The organism is Endozoicomonas sp. ALD068 (assembly GCF_049310145.1).
Taxonomy (GTDB): Bacteria; Pseudomonadota; Gammaproteobacteria; order Pseudomonadales; family Endozoicomonadaceae; genus Endozoicomonas_A.
Map to the genome: position 1 here is coordinate 4,243,491 of NZ_JBLYNU010000004.1, position 16,705 is coordinate 4,260,195.

At 45.9% G+C, this 16,705-nt stretch carries 22 protein-coding genes; 19 read left to right on the top strand and 3 right to left on the bottom strand.

The genetic code is table 11. The features are described from left to right. Positions 1 to 454 precede the first annotated feature (454 nt). Complete coding sequence (gene smpB, locus ACO6V5_RS14950) at positions 455 to 934, top strand: SsrA-binding protein SmpB (RefSeq protein ID WP_252177135.1); 480 nt, start codon at positions 455 to 457, stop codon at positions 932 to 934. A gap of 86 nt (positions 935 to 1,020) precedes the next feature. On the opposite strand, the gene ACO6V5_RS14955 is transcribed toward smpB, so the two are convergent. Continuing rightward, complete coding sequence (locus ACO6V5_RS14955) at positions 1,021 to 1,557, bottom strand: hypothetical protein (protein ID WP_422139909.1); 537 nt, start codon at positions 1,555 to 1,557, stop codon at positions 1,021 to 1,023. Positions 1,558 to 1,817: 260 nt separating this feature from the next. On the opposite strand from ACO6V5_RS14955, the gene ACO6V5_RS14960 reads away from it, so the two are divergent. The 5 genes from ACO6V5_RS14960 (at position 1,818) to ACO6V5_RS14980 (ending at position 8,747) form a co-directional block, all read left to right on the top strand. Further along, complete coding sequence (locus ACO6V5_RS14960) at positions 1,818 to 3,011, top strand: hypothetical protein (RefSeq protein WP_422411533.1); 1,194 nt, start codon at positions 1,818 to 1,820, stop codon at positions 3,009 to 3,011. A gap of 390 nt (positions 3,012 to 3,401) precedes the next feature. Then, positions 3,402 to 3,974: a polysaccharide biosynthesis/export family protein gene (locus tag ACO6V5_RS14965; RefSeq protein WP_422136939.1), complete on the top strand. Its 573-nt coding sequence runs from the start codon at positions 3,402 to 3,404 to the stop codon at positions 3,972 to 3,974. A 165-nt stretch (positions 3,975 to 4,139) separates the two neighbouring features. After that, positions 4,140 to 6,353, top strand: a complete 2,214-nt coding sequence (locus ACO6V5_RS14970) for a GumC family protein (protein WP_422411535.1) — start codon at positions 4,140 to 4,142, stop codon at positions 6,351 to 6,353. Between the two features lie 884 nt (positions 6,354 to 7,237). Continuing rightward, the gene (locus tag ACO6V5_RS14975) at positions 7,238 to 8,410 is read left to right on the top strand and encodes a nucleotide sugar dehydrogenase (RefSeq protein WP_422411537.1); all 1,173 of its coding nucleotides are present in this window, start codon (positions 7,238 to 7,240) and stop codon (positions 8,408 to 8,410) included. 91 nt (positions 8,411 to 8,501) lie between these two features. Beyond that, a complete protein-coding gene (locus ACO6V5_RS14980) occupies positions 8,502 to 8,747 on the top strand; it encodes a hypothetical protein (RefSeq protein WP_422442164.1) in 246 nt (81 codons plus the stop codon). A 252-nt stretch (positions 8,748 to 8,999) separates the two neighbouring features. On the opposite strand, the gene ACO6V5_RS14985 is transcribed toward ACO6V5_RS14980, so the two are convergent. Further along, entirely contained in the window at positions 9,000 to 9,197 is a 198-nt protein-coding gene (locus tag ACO6V5_RS14985) for a type II toxin-antitoxin system VapB family antitoxin (RefSeq protein WP_422411541.1), read from the bottom strand. A 345-nt stretch (positions 9,198 to 9,542) separates the two neighbouring features. Here ACO6V5_RS14985 and ACO6V5_RS14990 point away from each other — a divergent pair, with 345 nt between their 5' ends. The 9 genes from ACO6V5_RS14990 to ACO6V5_RS15030 all read left to right on the top strand — a co-directional run bounded on the left by ACO6V5_RS14990 (position 9,543) and on the right by ACO6V5_RS15030 (position 13,505). Beyond that, entirely contained in the window at positions 9,543 to 9,833 is a 291-nt protein-coding gene (locus tag ACO6V5_RS14990) for a nucleotidyltransferase family protein (RefSeq protein WP_422139906.1), read from the top strand. A gap of 109 nt (positions 9,834 to 9,942) precedes the next feature. Next, positions 9,943 to 10,146: a hypothetical protein gene (locus tag ACO6V5_RS14995; protein ID WP_422411544.1), complete on the top strand. Its 204-nt coding sequence runs from the start codon at positions 9,943 to 9,945 to the stop codon at positions 10,144 to 10,146. Positions 10,147 to 10,185: 39 nt separating this feature from the next. Beyond that, positions 10,186 to 10,602 (top strand): nucleotidyltransferase substrate binding protein, encoded by a 417-nt coding sequence (locus ACO6V5_RS15000; protein ID WP_422136932.1) that lies wholly within the window; start codon positions 10,186 to 10,188, stop codon positions 10,600 to 10,602. Continuing rightward, positions 10,599 to 10,853 carry a UPF0175 family protein gene (locus tag ACO6V5_RS15005; RefSeq protein ID WP_422136931.1) on the top strand — a complete coding sequence of 85 codons (255 nt, stop codon included), beginning with the start codon at positions 10,599 to 10,601 and terminating at the stop codon, positions 10,851 to 10,853. The genes ACO6V5_RS15000 and ACO6V5_RS15005 overlap by 4 nt, the downstream gene beginning before the upstream one ends. Before the next feature lie 408 nt (positions 10,854 to 11,261). Continuing rightward, entirely contained in the window at positions 11,262 to 11,666 is a 405-nt protein-coding gene (mntA, locus tag ACO6V5_RS15010; protein WP_422411549.1) for a type VII toxin-antitoxin system MntA family adenylyltransferase antitoxin, read from the top strand. Continuing rightward, positions 11,659 to 12,081, top strand: coding sequence for a type VII toxin-antitoxin system HepT family RNase toxin (hepT, locus tag ACO6V5_RS15015; RefSeq protein WP_422411551.1), 423 nt, complete (start codon positions 11,659 to 11,661; stop codon positions 12,079 to 12,081). The genes mntA and hepT overlap by 8 nt, the downstream gene beginning before the upstream one ends. 277 nt (positions 12,082 to 12,358) lie before the next feature. Further along, positions 12,359 to 12,790 (top strand): nucleotidyltransferase substrate binding protein, encoded by a 432-nt coding sequence (locus tag ACO6V5_RS15020; RefSeq protein ID WP_422411553.1) that lies wholly within the window; start codon positions 12,359 to 12,361, stop codon positions 12,788 to 12,790. Next, positions 12,787 to 13,104 (top strand): nucleotidyltransferase domain-containing protein, encoded by a 318-nt coding sequence (locus ACO6V5_RS15025; RefSeq protein ID WP_422411555.1) that lies wholly within the window; start codon positions 12,787 to 12,789, stop codon positions 13,102 to 13,104. The genes ACO6V5_RS15020 and ACO6V5_RS15025 overlap by 4 nt, the downstream gene beginning before the upstream one ends. A 113-nt stretch (positions 13,105 to 13,217) precedes the next feature. Then, entirely contained in the window at positions 13,218 to 13,505 is a 288-nt protein-coding gene (locus ACO6V5_RS15030) for an addiction module antidote protein (RefSeq protein ID WP_422411557.1), read from the top strand. Between the two features lie 239 nt (positions 13,506 to 13,744). Here the strand turns inward: ACO6V5_RS15030 and ACO6V5_RS15035 are convergent, their stop codons facing one another. Further along, positions 13,745 to 14,017 (bottom strand): hypothetical protein, encoded by a 273-nt coding sequence (locus ACO6V5_RS15035; RefSeq protein WP_422411559.1) that lies wholly within the window; start codon positions 14,015 to 14,017, stop codon positions 13,745 to 13,747. Positions 14,018 to 14,390: 373 nt separating this feature from the next. Between ACO6V5_RS15035 and ACO6V5_RS15040 the strand changes: the two genes are divergently transcribed. The 4 genes from ACO6V5_RS15040 (at position 14,391) to ACO6V5_RS15055 (ending at position 16,687) form a co-directional block, all read left to right on the top strand. Continuing rightward, a complete protein-coding gene (locus tag ACO6V5_RS15040) occupies positions 14,391 to 14,618 on the top strand; it encodes a nucleotidyltransferase domain-containing protein (RefSeq protein WP_422136925.1) in 228 nt (75 codons plus the stop codon). A 318-nt stretch (positions 14,619 to 14,936) separates the two neighbouring features. Beyond that, positions 14,937 to 15,383: a UDP-N-acetylglucosamine--LPS N-acetylglucosamine transferase gene (locus ACO6V5_RS15045; protein WP_422136924.1), complete on the top strand. Its 447-nt coding sequence runs from the start codon at positions 14,937 to 14,939 to the stop codon at positions 15,381 to 15,383. A 12-nt stretch (positions 15,384 to 15,395) separates the two neighbouring features. Then, positions 15,396 to 15,881, top strand: a complete 486-nt coding sequence (locus ACO6V5_RS15050; protein WP_422136923.1) for a glycosyltransferase — start codon at positions 15,396 to 15,398, stop codon at positions 15,879 to 15,881. Next, complete coding sequence (locus ACO6V5_RS15055) at positions 15,878 to 16,687, top strand: hypothetical protein (protein ID WP_422136922.1); 810 nt, start codon at positions 15,878 to 15,880, stop codon at positions 16,685 to 16,687. Before ACO6V5_RS15050 ends, ACO6V5_RS15055 begins: the two co-directional genes overlap by 4 nt. Positions 16,688 to 16,705: the final 18 nt, after the last annotated feature.

Here is a 16,705-nt window from a genome sequence, read left to right on the forward strand (position 1 = left end):
CTTATCGAGTGAAACCTTCATGCAGAGTGCTGCAAGGATAATTCAAACAACACTGCATTTAATTGCAAGCCGCCCGGGCTATTCAGTCTTGAATCAGACAGTCAGGAAAAGGAGCTCAAACGACAACCAGCTTGAAGAAGAGAGTAGAGTCATTACTTACAGCCAGGGGCACAAATAACAGCCCACTCAACACCGGATAAAGCAGCTACCATAAAGCTTTCACTGGAGCATGAGGGCGACGCTGAGCATTGTATCGGTTTAATTTCTCACCTCAACCACTTTTTCCTACAATCACCACAAAAAAAGAAATATCCTCCAAAATAATTTACAGCCCAGAATATTTAACCTAAACAATGTAAATTCCGGACAAATACGAAAAATCGTCAGGAACTTGAATAAGTAACAGTCATAAGCAACGACTGGTTTTATACTCTATCCACGTTATAATCCGCGCATGGCTAAAAGATCGAAAAAAAGCGGTAAAGGCGACTCCTCCATTGTCGTCAACAAAAAGGCCCGTCATGACTACCATATAGATGAGTCATTTGAAGCGGGACTGTCACTGGCAGGCTGGGAAGTCAAAAGCCTTCGCATGGGCAAAGTACAGCTGGTAGACAGCTACGTTCTGCTCAAAGATGGCGAAGCCTGGTTGATTGGTGCCCAGATCACTCCATTGGATACGGCATCCACCCATGTGGTGGCAGATCCTCTGCGCGACCGCAAACTGCTGTTGCACAGAAGAGAGCTAGCCAAGCTGTTCTCGGAAACTCAACAGAAAGGTCATACCTGTATTGCTACCAAGCTCTACTGGAAAGGCCATCTGGTCAAATGTCAGGTAGCCCTTGCCCGAGGCAAGAAAGAGTTCGACAAGCGAGCCGCCACCAAAGAGCGCGAGTGGAATATTGAAAAGCAGCGGGTTATGCATCGGGGCTGACAGGTTAAACTTTTCAGAATCACACAGCAGGTTCAGCTAAGCAGAGAAGAAAAGGTTGCTCCCGGAGGCTCCGGGAGCAGAAAGCTTCAGTTCGGACTGATCTCCGGCGGCCTGTCACCTGCACCTGTGTTAGGTGGAGGTGGTGGCGGCACCGTGGTGTCAACAGCCACTTCTGTTTGTTCCGCTTCAATTTCCGTCTGTTCCGCTTCTTCTGTTGTGCCCTCAGTTTCCGCCAGTGCCTGCTCACAGTTTGCGGCGGCCTGACCAATCGCGCCCTGCAAAGCAGCATTGCCTGCTGAGGCGGTCATCAACGCAGCGACCATCGATTCTTTGTTCTGTTCAGAAACCTGACAAGCTGGAATATAGACAATCGGCTTCATCTGATCCGGAAATTCAGCAACCGCAGCCACCACCAGTGAAGCCAGCAAGTCTGGCTGATCCTGCAACTTTGCAGTAGCCCCTGAAATTAGCGCTTCAATGGATTGGTCATCATTTTCCATGGCCTTGGCCAGTGCCTGCTCGACGGGCATGGTCGTCAGATCTTGCGCGAGGTCGGCCCGGACACTACCCGAGAGGGCCACCATCATCAGCGCAGTGGATGCAAATATGAGTTTTGGTTTCATCGTTGTTCCGGTTACGGTTCCCTGGACATGCACCTTTTATACAGCAACTGTCGCATCCATGTATAGGCAGGGACTGCGAGAAATTATATTGGCAGACCTCAACCAATACAAACTGGCAAAAGTCTTAAAGTGTCTTTTAAACAGAGCCTCTTAAACAGTGCCTGTTAATTAGCAGTAATAGACATTAATATACGGGCTTATCCAGATGTACGTCGTTTATATTACACCAGCCGTTCCAGTTTAAGGTAGAGACAGTTAGCATGAAGGGAATAAAGCAGCTCAGCACAGCAAGTCTGCTGGCTATGTATGGCACGAATGCGATGGCTGCCGTTGAGGATGCAGGCCATATCAATCTGGGTCCTGTGGAAATGGTACCGGTAGTCAGTGCCGGTATCGGCTACGACGACAATGTTTACCGTAAAGGTGAAGGCGAACTGGCGGATAAAGGCTCTACAGTTTACAAGTTGAACGCCGAAGCGCAGTTCCGAGCCCAAACCGGTCTCAACACCTACGCGGCAACCCTGGCAGCCCGTAACACCAATTTTTCCAGCCAGTCCGACGCCAGTTATACCGACGTTGGTGTTAAGGGAGATATCCACCAGGAATTTACCAGCCGCCACAGGCTGGATGCCGGATTTGACCTTGGCCGCTATCACGATGCTGGCTCTACTGTTAATGATGTCACCGATAAGTCCGCACCGGAATATAATCGCACCCAGGGCAGCCTGAAATACGGCTTTGGCGCCCAGGAGGCGATAATGCGTGCCGACCTGTTTGGCAGCTACAACAAACAGAATTACAGAGCGGGTGGCGAAGACAAAAAGACTACTGAATATGGTGCCACCGGCTATTACCAGTTCATGCCCAAGACCAGTGCCCTGATAGAAATCAAGGAGCGCAAGCTGGACTACACCGAGGAACAGAATGCTGCTTACGATATCACCAGCTATCTCGTAGGTCTCAGCTGGGATGCCACCGCCAAAAGCAGTGGTTACGCCAAACTGGGTCGCCGTTACCGGAGTGCCACTGGCATAGAACGCCAGGATTATACTGGCTGGGAATTGGGTGTAAGCTATCTACCGGTAGACCGCTCTCTGATTCAGCTGAGCACCACCCGGGACTACGGTCTGGAATCGGATGACCCGGCCAGTGCGGACTTTACCAAAGGCACCACAACCCGACTCACCTGGGAGCACCAGTGGACCAGAAAAATCAACACCCGAGCCAGCTACAGTTATTCCGACGAATCGATTCAAGACGGCACCGGCATCACCGAGAAAGAGCGCAAGGTAAACCAGCTGGGTCTGGCGGTAGACTGGAACATCAAACATAACATTCTACTCTCTGCCTCCTGGCAGCATGTCAGCCGCGATGAAACCGACAAAAACGGCTTTACCGGTGCTGAAGATTACAAGCGGAGCTACTATATGCTCACAGGTACTTTAGCTCTTTAAAGCACTACCGCTGCTCACTTTCAGTTGCCCGTGTTAGCATCAATCTGTCTTTTTTCGGTTCTTTCACGGGTTGATCTATTTTTAGAACCGATTCATTAACACATGCAAATAAGAAAATGATGCTCAACCTGTTTTCGGGTAACCCCCAGTAAACAGGTTGAGCAAGTGCAGTATTTTGATAGCAGGAAGAACGTCTTGTTATTTGCCGAACATTTCTGCAGCTTTATCTGGGTTTTGGTCAGCCAACCTCTGAAAGCCCCTATTTTTCAGAAGGCGGGAAGCGTTTAGCATGTTATGTTATTATGTTTGCTTTTTTATTCAGGACTTTTTTCAATCTATCGCCTCAAATAAACCTCAGCCTTTTCAGGAGATTTCAATAGGGTACAAGCAATGATTTCCAGACAATACCTAACCAACCCACTGCGGCAGCTGACGACTTTAGTCGTTTTACTATCAATCATGGTCTTCAGTAGTGGCCTGCTGGCTGCCAACCCCATGAGCCTCTCTCGCTACAAACTGGGTGCAGGGGATGAAATCATGATCTCCGTTTACGGTGAAGAAGGGATGGAGAAAGAAATAATCCTGACGGATGCGGGCAGCATTTCCTATCCGTTCCTTGGGGAGTTTCGCGCCAAAGGTCTCACCCTGGGTCAGCTACAAAGACTGATAACGGAAAAACTGAAAGACGGCTACTTCATTGACCCTCGGGTTAGCGTCTCCATGGTGAAATACCGCAAGTTTTTTGTCACCGGTGAAGTCAAGGAACCGGGAGGGTTTCCCTTTGAACCGGGGCTGACCCTGGAAAAAGCTATCGCTCTGGCGGGTGGTTTTACTCAGCGGGCTTCCAAAAAAGGCATTATCGTCACACGCGATGAAAATGGCAGTGAGAAAGAAAAGGAACTGTCGCTTAATGGTTCGGTTCTGCCCGGTGATATTATCGTTGTCAGCGAAAGCTTCTTCTAGGAGCTTGAACGAGAATAGAGTCCGAAAAATAGAAGACTATTCTCGTGCAACATCTCAGAAAACCGGCAGTTAACCAGACTCTTTTTCAGTAACCACGAAGGCACGAGGTTTTTCTTTTAAAAAAAATCTCCTCAGTGACTCCATGGCAAAAAATATGTACCCGATATGAACACAGAAACCCGAAAGGCATCATCGCCACCCGAAGCCCCTGCAAAAACAAGACTGCCCCGGGACGAAGAGATTATCGACCTTCGCCAGATTTTCCATGTGCTCAACAGTCACCGCTGGGCGATTGTCGGTTTTACCGCTGCGGTCACCCTGGTGGCGATATTTGCGGTGTTCTCCATGACACCCATCTACCAGGCCACCGCTACCCTGCAAATCGAGCAGGAACAGGCCAAAGTCCTGTCCATTGAAGAGGTCTACGGCATTGATGGTGGAACCGACAGCTACCTCAACACCCAGTTTGAGGTACTGAAATCCCGTGGCGTACTGGAGAAGGTAGTCAACAAGCTTGATTTGCTGAACAACCCGGAGTTTAACGGTCGACTGAAAGAAGCCCCCTGGTATGCAGGCATGCTGGACTGGCGCAACTGGTTCGGCCTGAAAGAGCCGAAAACACCGGAAGATCCGGGCATGATCATGCGCGATACCATCAATGCACTGTCAGCCAGTGTCTCCATTGAGCCCGTGCGAAAAACCCAGATTGTAAAAATCCATGCCCAATCCGAAACCCCGCAACTGGCGGCAAAAATCGCCAACGCCATTGCCAACGCCTATATCGAAGCCTACATGGAATCAAAGTTGGCCCTGACCCTGAACGCCACTGACTGGATGCAGGGCAGAATGGGTGAACTCTCCGAAAAGCTAAGAGTGGCAGAACAGGAGTTACAGGACTACCGTGAACAGGAGAACCTGATTGAGCTGGAAGGAGTCCTGAACGCTTCCAGTGACGAACTCAAGGCGCTAACCAATGCCCTGGTGGAAGTGCGCCGCAAGCTGGCGGTATCTGAGAACATCTATAGACAGATCTCTACCGGTGATACGCGCAAAGGCGACAATGCATCCCTGCAGGCGGTGCTTAGACACCCGCTGATTCAAAATCTGAAGCAGGAGAAATCAAAAGTTCAACGACAGGTAACGGATCTGTCCCGCCGTTACGGCCCGAAACATCCTGATATGATTTCGGCAAGGTCTGAACTGAAAAGTATTCAGGACAACCTTAATCTCCAGATTCGCACCATCGTCGAAGGGGTAGAGCGGGAATACGAAATCGACAAGGCCAATGAACGCAGCCTGACTGCGGCGGTAGAAGCGCTGAAAAAGCGTATTCAGGCGACCAACCGCAAAGAATTCCGCCTGCGAGCTCTGGAGCGTGAAGTACAGACCAATAAAGACCTGTACGACGCTTTCTTCACACGGATTCAGGAAACCTCCGCTACCAGCGACCTGCAAACCGCCAATGCCCGAATAGTGGATCAAGCCTTTGTACCGAACTCGCCGATCAAACCGAAGAAAAAGCTGATTATTGCCGTGGCCGCATTGATGGGTTTGTTGATCTCCTGCGGTATCGCCTTCCTGCTGGAAATGCTGAACAACACTATTCGCACGACGCGGGACGTAGAAGATAAGCTAAACCTGCCGGTAATGGGGGTATTGCCAAAACTCACCGATAAAGCCCAGTTGGACCGTGTGTTCAACCTGTTTACCGACAAAAAACAAGCTTCATTCGGGGAGGCGGTGCGCACCATCCGGACCAGTGTCAACCTGACCGCAATGGATGAGAAACACCGACTGTTTGGTGTCACATCAACAGTACCCGGTGAGGGTAAATCATCGGTGGCCTCCAACCTGGCGCTGGCTCTTGGGCAGCTGGGCAAAACCCTCCTGATTGACTGTGACTTACGTCGCCCGGTGGTGGGTAAAAACTTCCATATCAAAGGGGGTTCTGCCGGGCTGGCCAACTTAATGGCCGGTACCGCCAAAGTGTCCGATGCGGTGCATAAACTGGAAGGGATTGATGTGATTCCCTGCGGCATGGTACCTCCGAACCCACAAGAACTGCTGGCTTCTGATCGACTGGCAAGCCTGCTGACCAAACTGAGGGAGCATTACGACTACATCGTGCTGGACTGCCCACCAGTGCAGAACGTCAGCGATGTATTGATGGTCTCCCGCCATTGTGACGGGCTGGTCTATGTAGTGGAAGCCGGCCGTATGCAGGCCAATGCCGTCAACGCGGCGGTTGGCCGACTGCTGCAGGCCGGGGCTCCGGTTACTGGAGCGGTGCTGAACAAGATTAACCCGAAAGCCAAAGATCCTTACGGCTATAACCAGCGGTATTACGACACAACTGGTTACTACTCCGGAGCCTCCTGATCTCTGTTAAATCGTGAAGAGCGCTAAGGCTTAAAAAATGGCCTTAGGCTCTTGGTAAATCGAAAAATACCGTTTTATGTCGCGGGAGCAATTCAAGCTGAGGCCAAAAACGAGAGCCTGATACCTGCCAATGATAGACCAATTGCTGTGGCAGGTATTGACCAAAGTCGTATATTAGTTAATCGAAATATTGATTATGTACGACAGATTAAATATGTTATTTTTAATGCTCGGCGTGACCTCTGATACTTTAAATATAAAAATATTGTCTAAAACTAAAAACCATAGCTTTTCGCTACTGAGCCAGTGAAATTACCAAAAAACTATTCAGGGCTGTAGTACAAACTCGCTGAAAACAACGACTTATGGGGCTTAATGCGGTCATACACTCATGTGAACACAGTACAAAACATGCGTCGTACTTGAAATGTAATATTGTAGCCGTAAAATGTATCTCCATTGTTATCGGGGTGCTAGATCTCTCTAATTTTTCCCTGTCTGCTCATACCTGCATCATTGGTTGTCAGTGGTGTGCTTTTTTTTATTTGACAGGCAGCGTGGTTGGCGATGTAAGCAATGCCTGTTACCGAGGCCGTATGGTTAGACATCACAACTCAACGCTGGTTGTTTCAGTAAAAACCGAAAATCTGAGGGGCGGTAGCGTGTTTTTTTTATCGCAATAGTTGTCTAATGCTGCCAGATTCTATGAATTCCGGTTAGTTTATCTAACCAGTTCCCGCACCCGCGTCTGACGGCTTTGAGCAAAATTAACGCTTCACGCATTACCCAGCACTTTTTAACCGGTTTGGCCGGGCTGCTGCGAAAATACACGATCACAAATCTGCCTCGGCAATTTTGACGCTCTGAATATACAAGTGACTCCAATGCCTAAAATTGCAATAGCCGGAACCGGATATGTCGGTTTGTCCAATGCCATGCTTTTGGCCCAACACAATGAAGTGATTGCGCTGGACATTATCCCTGAGAAAGTGGGTATGCTGAACGAACGCCTCTCACCGATCGAGGATGACGATATTGAACGTTTCCTTCGCAGTGAGATGCTTCACTTCCGGGCCACTCTGGATAAACAGCAGGCATTTGCCGAGGCTGATTATGTCATTATCGCAACCCCTACGGATTATGATCCGAAGACCAATTATTTTAATACCGAAAGTGTTGAAACAGTGGTTCGTGATGTGATAGACATCAACCCAGATGCCGTCATGATCATTAAATCAACAGTACCGGTAGGCTTCACCCGGCAATTAAAAGAAGACACCGGCAGCAACAACATCATCTTTTCTCCGGAATTCCTGAGAGAAGGTAAGGCACTGCACGACAACCTCTTCCCTTCCCGAATCATCATTGGTGAACAGTCAGAGAGGGCAAAAAAAATAGCGGAGCTGTTTGCTCAGGGTGCGGAGCAAAAAGATACTCCCATTCTTTTCACCAACAGCACCGAAGCCGAGGCCGTGAAACTCTTCTCGAATACTTTCCTGGCACTGAGGGTTTCCTACTTTAACGAACTGGACACCTACTGTGAAACCCACGGTATTGACTCACGGCAAATCATCGAAGGTGTTGGGCTGGACCCAAGGATTGGCAACCACTACAACAATCCAAGTTTTGGTTATGGCGGCTATTGCCTGCCAAAAGATACCAAACAGTTACTGGCCAATTATCAGGATGTGCCCAATAACCTGATCAGAGCCATTGTTGATTCCAACACCACCCGAAAAGATTTTATTGCCGACTCCATTCTCCGGCGCAACCCTGAAGTGGTCGGAGTTTACCGACTGGTGATGAAATCCGGCTCCGATAACTTTCGTGCATCAGCCATTCAAGGTGTGATGAAACGGATAAAAGCCAAAGGGGTTAAAGTGGTCGTCTATGAGCCAGTGCTGACTGACGATGAGTTCTTTCATTCAGAGGTGATCAACGATTTGGAAGCCTTTAAAGCAGTCAGTGATGTGATTATTGCCAACCGCAAAGAATCTGATTTGGAAGATGTTGCGGAGAAAGTTTATACCCGTGATTTATTTGGGGTGGATTCGTGAAGTCAGGGCGGGTCTGAGTTTTTCTTATCTTTTTCTGCCGTCCATACTGCGGGCACTCTTCTCGGCCAGGCAGAATCAAAGAATACGTAGTATGATACGTGCGCTGATACTGAAAGAATCAGGAGAAAATCCGTCACTGAACCCCGCCCTGAAGAGGGTGTCGCAAAACTCCAACAGCTCGTTTCCATGCTCTGAGGTCGTCATTCCCGCGAAGGCGGGAATCCAGTGCCAACGGTGGATCTCTGCCTTCTCGGGGATGACAAGGCCAGGGGGGGGGGCACCGGGCAGTCTGGTTCTGGTGGTGAGTCAGTATGGATTCCCGCCTTCGCGGGAATGACGAGGACGAAGCCGGGAATGACAGGAGTCAACTCGTTCCCGCGCTGGAGAGAGTTTTGCGACACCCGCTAAAGCGAGGGGTTTTACGCAAAATTCGATAAAGTCCCTATCCGTCGTCAGTGCAATATCGGGCCAATCATCACAGCCCGGTGTTGGCGGATTAATCTCTGCAACAGTATTGTTTCTTCAGGTATGGATTCAGTCCTGCGTCGACGCAGTGCAGCCGACCATACACAGGTATCAACAAGCACCATTATTTTCTTCGGGCCTCTTTTTTAAGGGGCTGAGCGTCGTAATCAATGGTGCCGAGATCATCCAGTAGTTCCAACTGCTTGCAATGGCGAATAAATTCGGCGAGAGCTTCGTTAACGGCTGCTTTTTTGGTTTTGTAGCCTCCCAGTTGTTGGACCTGAGCAATCAAGTCGTCGTCTATAGCGAGGTTTGATGGCATGTTATCAACTGCTAAGTACTCAGCCATACGGAGTCGAATATTTCTGGCTCATTGGTCAGGTGCTCTGCAAGGCGCAACGACGGGAACATAGCAAGCTATGTGACCAGAGTTGCAACGCATCACGACTGCATGGATGCAGGAGCTAGAGCAACGCAGGAGCAGTTGCCGCGAGTGCCTGAACAATGAGTCAGAAAATATGATTTCGTATGGTTGAGTACTTACACAATGGTTTACACAAAAAATCAATTTAGCCCGAGTGCTCATCCATTGCCAGTGGCTGAACAATCGCAAAACCTGAGTGACCGACTAAGACCAGGTAGAAACGACTATCGGCTGAGGCATTCCATGAGACCATCGGCAGCATTAAAAAAATACCGGGTAAAGATCAAGGCCATCATAAAAGAGCACAAAGCGGCCAATGCCAGAGTATTTGGCTCTGTACTGAATGGAACAGACACCGAAACCAGTGACCTGGACATACTGATTGACCCAGATCAGGGCATGACCCTATTTGATATTGGAGCGATTCGCCACAAGCTAAAGCAGCTAACAGGTGTAAAAGTTGACATCCTGACCCCCGGCTCACTTTCAGACTCAATCAGAGAAGAAGTTCTTAGCCAGGCAGAGCCGATATAAAACTGAAAAATCCCCTAACCTCAGTTTTTTGACCTGAACCTGGTTTCCTACTCTTCGCACCTTAAAGTAAAACTATATTTGTCTTACCTTAAGCTGAAGGTAGAAAACCATGAAAAAGAAAACAGAGAGTAATTTTCTGCGTTATTTGAAAAGCACAAAAAAGATGACAGCCGACTGGCCTGAGTGGAAAAAAGAGGCTTTGAAGACAAGGTCTGCAGAGCATGATGTTCTGGATGACCATGATGCTCTCAATAATACGCAAGTTACACAAGATCGTAGCGATTGTGCTCAGTGGCTAAAAAATCACCTGTAATGGGTGATGAAGAGTAACCAAAAGCACATGGGTGAAAAAATGATCGACTTTGGAAAGTTCAAGCAGTCACTTGTGCTTCTAGAATCGCAATTCGGAAATTGGCAAACTCTGGATACCTCATTACCTTCATGGATTCAGGAAGCAGTTTCTGAATCCGTTATCCGGCGGTATGTAACCTGCTACGACTGCTTATGGAAAGCCCTGAAACACTACCTGAAAGAAGGCCTTGGTCTCCCTGATGTGCCTAACAGTCCAAAGCCGCTGTTTCGGATAGCCAATGAGAACCGCTTACTAACATCTGATGTCGCTCAGTGGATGACATACGCAGACACTCGCATCGGAACTTCTCACGACTACGATGGGAAAAAAGCAAAAGCTGCACTAAATATTATGGATGCCTTTATCAAAGATTCCGTAAAGCTTTATGTAAGCATGAGCGATGAAACCTGGTCATGAAAACAGCGTTGGAAACACCTGACCTGAATGCTCTGTTGGGCATTCCATTTACAGACCAAATACTGGAACAGGGAGTGGCAATTAACCTGGCCATTCATTTGTTTCGAAATGACGTGGTTACCCTTGCTAAAGGGGCCAGGATAGCCCGGGTTCCACTGGGTGATTTTATCCAGATTCTGGGTGCACAAGGCATTCCTGTAGTTGACCATGACCCTGCGGATCTGGACAGTGACCTTGAAAACCTTGGATAAGCCGAGGATACTTCGCAAATCGTAGCCAATAGCAGCCCAATAATTGCCTTTGATAATCACCAGAAATTCAACACCAACAGTGAAAATCAGCTTTTTACACTGACTTCCCTGCTGTTTCTTAAGAAAGACATCAATGGGTTTACGCACTATTCGGCTGACAGTTACATAGCAGATATGGAAGACCTGAAACCAGCAGCTATTTTTTATGATCATTACGGTTCAGGTACTTAACCCAGATCACCAGTGCACAGACAATGGAAAAGAAAATAGCCAGAGCCCAGGCGAAAGGGTTCATCTCAATCATGGTCAGACTCCAAATGAAAGCCCAGACCCCGGTTTTTCCTTGGAAAAACCCGGCAAAAAAGTTACGCTGCCTAAACCATTACCGATAGAGCTAATATCAAACCAATGGAACCGCTGCACAAGGCAGTCATCATCTCATTTCTCAGGCAAGCTTATGGTGACTTGTTACAAGGTATACTGCTCTTTGGGAGCCATGCCAACGGCACAGCCAATAAAGAAAGTGACATAGACTTGGGTATTTTGATTGACGGTATGGCTGACCCGGTTGAACTATGGGAAAACGCCCAGACACTAGCCAGCCAGATGAATACCAATATTGACCTGATAGATTTACGCGCAGCAACCACTGTACTACAGCATGAAGTGATCAATACAGGAATCTGGCTGTGGCAGCAAGATACCCTAACCTGTGACTTATTCGAACTCCAGGTTATGTCGTTGTACCAGCAGCTACAATACGATAGACGGGAAATCCTGGACGACTTACAAAGAAGGCTGCGTAATGAATGACATTATTCTTAACAAATACTCAATCATTCAGCGCTGTATTGCCCGTATTAATGAAGAATACAAAGGTCATGAGTCTGAACTGGCCACAAATTACACTCGGCAGGATTCTATAATTCTGAATATTCAGAGAGCGTGCCAGGCTGCCCAGGATATGGCGAACTACGTTATCAAACTGAAAAAATTGGGAATCCCCCAGAATGCCAGAGAATCTTTCCAGCTACTAAACGATCATGGACTGGTATCAGCCCCACTCACAGTCAGTATGATAAAAATGGTGGGGTTCAAGAATATAGCGGTCCATGAGTACCAAAAATTGAACATAGCTATTCTCAAATCTGTTATAGAAAACCATGTTGATGAAATTAACAGGTTCTCAGAAGAAGTTATGCGCAGTTTTAATAATGATGGACAATGAAAGACCTGAACACGGTTTTTTTGTCGTCAAGAATCAAGACTGATCCCGGTTTTTCTTACCGTCACTCTGAGTAACCTGCTAGGAGGCTGACCGAGAATAGTCTGCCCTACTGTGGCGGCAGCAAATTGGTCTGTAAATCCGCTTTTGTTCGTCAAATAGCTCGCTATTCTCCTCACAAAACCGAATTTTCATCCTCAATTTTCTGCCGTCCTCGCTACGGGCGCTATTCTCGGTCAGGCTCCTAGGATCAAAGCTCATTCGTCTGAATCTGAAAACCATGCCAGACCAACAAAAAGACATCCGCTGGATACAACGTTTTGAAAATTACCAGGCCGCATTGGAAGCACTGAAAGAGGCCGTAACACTCTCGGAACAACGACCATTATCCAGGCTGGAGCAACAGGGCTTGATACAGGAGTTTGAGTTTACTCACGAACTGGCGTGGAAAACACTAAAAGATTTTCTGGGTTATCGGGGCATTCAGGATGTTACTGGCTCCAGAGATGCGGTGAGGGTTGCTTTTCGAGAAGGCATTATCGTCAATGGCGAACTCTGGATGGAAATGCTTAAAAGCAGGAACCTCACCTCCCATACCTACCGGGAAGAAGTCGCCAATGAAATAGCAGTAAAAATACTGAAACAGTACTTTGATGCCTTTTGTGAACTGAGAAAAGCACTCTTGAGCTGGCAGGAAAATGATAAAGCATGACAGATCGTTTTGGCTTGAAAGAAGAGACTATCTCGGAAATTCAACAGGTGTTTGCCACTTTTCCACAAGTCGGGAAAGCGATTATCTATGGCTCAAGGGCAAAAGGCACTTTTAAAACCGGGTCAGACATCGACTTAACATTAGTAGCCGACAAAAAAAAGCAGCTGGATTTAACGGTTCAATATCAGATTGAAGAAGCACTTGAAGAATTGATGCTCCCCTATCAGTTTGACCTATCCATACTTGAAACCATTGAAAATCCAAACCTGCTGAACCACATCAAGCAGGTTGGGCTGGTGTTTTATGCTCGATGAAAGGTCTGCCCCCGGTTTTTGTAACTTGAACACGTATCCAAATGGTGACAAGTCCAGCCAGTCCAGAGATATTGAAAAAGCAAAAGCCATTTTAAAAAATCTGGAGGCATGACATGAGCAGGAAGCTAAAGACCTTTGATGCATCAGAGTATCTTGACGACAGTGAAACTATTGCAGAGTACCTGAATGCTGTCATTGAAACGGGTGACCAGGCTTTGCTCTTATCTGCTATTGGTGATATCGCCAAGGCAACAGGGATGCAGAAGATAGCCAATAACTCAGGCCTTGGTCGGGAAAGTCTATACAAAGCCCTGGCACCAGGTGCGAAACCAAGGTTTGAAACAGTGTTCAAAATTCTTCAGGCTCTGGGAGTGAGTTTGAAAATCAGCCCTCAGCATTAGTGTTATTCTGGCATCGGACAATGCAAAGTATAAAAGTATAATAAGGATGTTGGGTTACATTGTGAACGATGAAAGACCTGACCCCGGTTTCCCTAAACGACAAATGCTATGAAAGACCTGACCCCGGTTTTCTTTCTATTATCAGTAACCCTCGCCAAGCTTGGTAAGTTGACAACAGCTAAAAGACATTCTTTGCATCACGGGAGAAGTCCCGTGGATGCTGTTGTTAGGTGCCGTGGTTATTTTTGGAGGTGATTTACAATGATAGCCAGAGTGTCTTCAATCTTGTCAAAACGTTCACGATTTTCTTGCTGGTTAGCGTCAATCTTGTCAAAACGTTCACGATTTTCTTGCTGGTTAGCGTCAATCTTTTCATTAAGTGACTCAATAGCTATCTCCTGCCGTGCGCTGTGCAGGTAAAGCTTCCTAATATCGTCCTGTGAGTTTTTTACACTGACCTCTATGCGGCTGATGGCATTAAAGAAATCATCTGTGTCTTTATCGTGGTTCACGCGTACACCCTGTGATTATTTCTTGTGCGTTGAGCATAGCAGACAATAAAAGATGGCACAGAGACACCTAACCTTTTTCTGACCATCTGTGCTGTCACTGCCAGCGCAGAAAGCCAGATGTATTTTGTCAGTGTTATCATCTTCGTTAAGTTTTTGAATGGATGCAAAAGCGACATATCCTCAGTTCTGCCGACAGCTGGCGGAAAATGCGTGAAATTCGCAATGCATTTTCTCACGACTACCCGGAAGCTGAATCAAAGCGGGCTGAGGCGCTTAACATGGCATGAGCTGTGGCTCCCGAACTGATTGAAATCACCGAACAGTTCGAAGCCTATGTACTCAAGCTCCACAATATAAAGTTAGGCGGCGGTCATTGAGAATCAGTCCGGAACAGAAAGACGACATCATCGAGTTGGTCAGGAAAGAGATCAGCCAGCAGGCCAGGGTCTGGCTCTTTGGCTCCAGGGTCAGAGATGACGCACGGGGTGGCGATATTGACTTGTTGATTGAAATCGATGGTTTAAGCAACCTGGTCGAAAAGAAAACCACTTACGCCTGGCACTGGAAGACCGATGGGGTGAACAAAAAGTGGATATTCTGATTCACGACACCCAGCACCCTGAACAGCCCATTCACCGAATTGCCAAGCTGGAAGGTGCACGGTTGGTTTGATGTAGATGTTTTTAGACATTTTAGAGTCAAACTGCTGAACAATACGAAAACCTTCAAAACGGGCCTGAAGAGAAAACAAAAGAAAGCTGCTATAAGTATAAGCTAACTGGCTGATGTCCTTGCTGGGGAGGCGATTTCATAATTTTGCCGTAATGTCTGAGTAGAGCAGAGCAACAGTTAATGATTCAGGATTAAAGAACTACCCCCAGTTGATTAATTGGTTAACCAAAAACGGAATAAATTCAAAATGAAAAAAATTCTTGCTGTGGCTTCCGGTGGTGGTCACTGGAAGCAACTAATTAAATTGAAACCTGAATTAGAAAAAGCAAATATAATATATGCAACAACTATCAAAGGTTTGGCTGAACAAGAGGGTATTAAAAACTCATATATCTTGCCTGAAGCTAGCAGTACTGAAAAGTTAAAAATACCCAATCTTCTTTATGAAGTCATTAAAATGATTGTTAAGGAACGGCCAGATATTATTATTTCGACAGGTGCTGCACCAGGCTTATTAACAATAGTGTGTGGTCGGCTTTTAGGCTCAAAAACACTATGGATCGATAGCATAGCAAATGGTGAAAAACTTTCTATGTGTGGTAGATTATCCACCTTCTTTGCGCATAAAACGCTTTCACAATGGGAAAACCTTTGTGATGGTAGAAAAGTTTTTTATCATGGTTCAATTATTTAAGAGATAAGTACATTGATATTGGTTACTACAGGCACACAGTTTCCTTTTGACCGAATGGTTCTTGCTGTAGACAAGTGGGGCAGTATAAATAGTGAAGTAGAGATATTTGCCCAAATTGGTAAAGGTGGAATTAAGCCACAACATATAGAGAGTACTGATTTCTTAACTCCAGTACAGTATTCAAGCTTGCTAAAAAAAACAAAGGTTATAGTAGCGCATGCTGGCATGGGTTCTATTTTAACCGCTTATGAATTGAATATTCCTATTATAATTTTCCCTAGAAGTTTTGCTCTTGGTGAGCATAGGAATGATCATCAAACATCAACAGCAAACAAATTTAAAGATGTATCTGGAATCTATGTTGCGACAAATGAAACTGAAATACACAACTACTTAGATAAATGGAATAGATTAAAGAAACCTGAACAAAAAAATAATCCTGAATATTACAAGTTGAAAAATTTCATCAATTCTTTTATTGAAGGGAATGAATTATGAAATTCTTACTTATGACAACTTCAATATTAAGCGAAAGAGCAATAAAGGAACTAGAACGCCTGTTTAACAGTATTGAAGAATCAGAGAAAAGGCTAGAAAAAATTAAACACATAGTTCTTCTTCAAAACTTTACAGAAGAATATCAGTTTTTTATAGAAAAACACTCGAGATTAATTGATTTCATGACTTTTGATTCAAAAATGTCTTTATCAAAAGCACGAAATCTAATGTTAGCAAAGGCTAGAAAAGAAGGTACTTTGTCAAATGTTGATATAATTGCTTACCCCGATGACGACTGTTGGTATACAAAAAGTTTTCTGGAATACATTAGCTCTATCTTTGCAAGCAAAAACAACCTTGACTTCTTATTTTGTAAGTATTCATCTAAGCCGGTAGATGCATTGGATAGTAATAAACCAAAAAAAGCTAAAATTACTGATCTAATAAAAAATGCTTCATCAAATACTATATTTGTCAGGTCAAATATAGCAATAAATGCAGGTGGCTTTGACGAATCATTAGGTGTGGGCACACCAAATAATGGGGGTGAAGATTTGGATTATGCAATAAAATTATTCTTATCATCTAGGTCAACAGAATTTATTGATAATGAACTGGTTGGTCACAGAGATAAAATGTTAGAACTGAAAGAAAAATATTTCCAAGGTAGCCATATTGCTTTAAGAAAACATGCATTTAAAAAACCAACCCTTTTTTACCAATGGTTTCGAAAATTGATTGTTGGGATCGTATTGATTATTAAAGGAGATATGAATATTACTAAACTTATGAAGGCTAAATATTAAAGAACGAACACTTCTAGT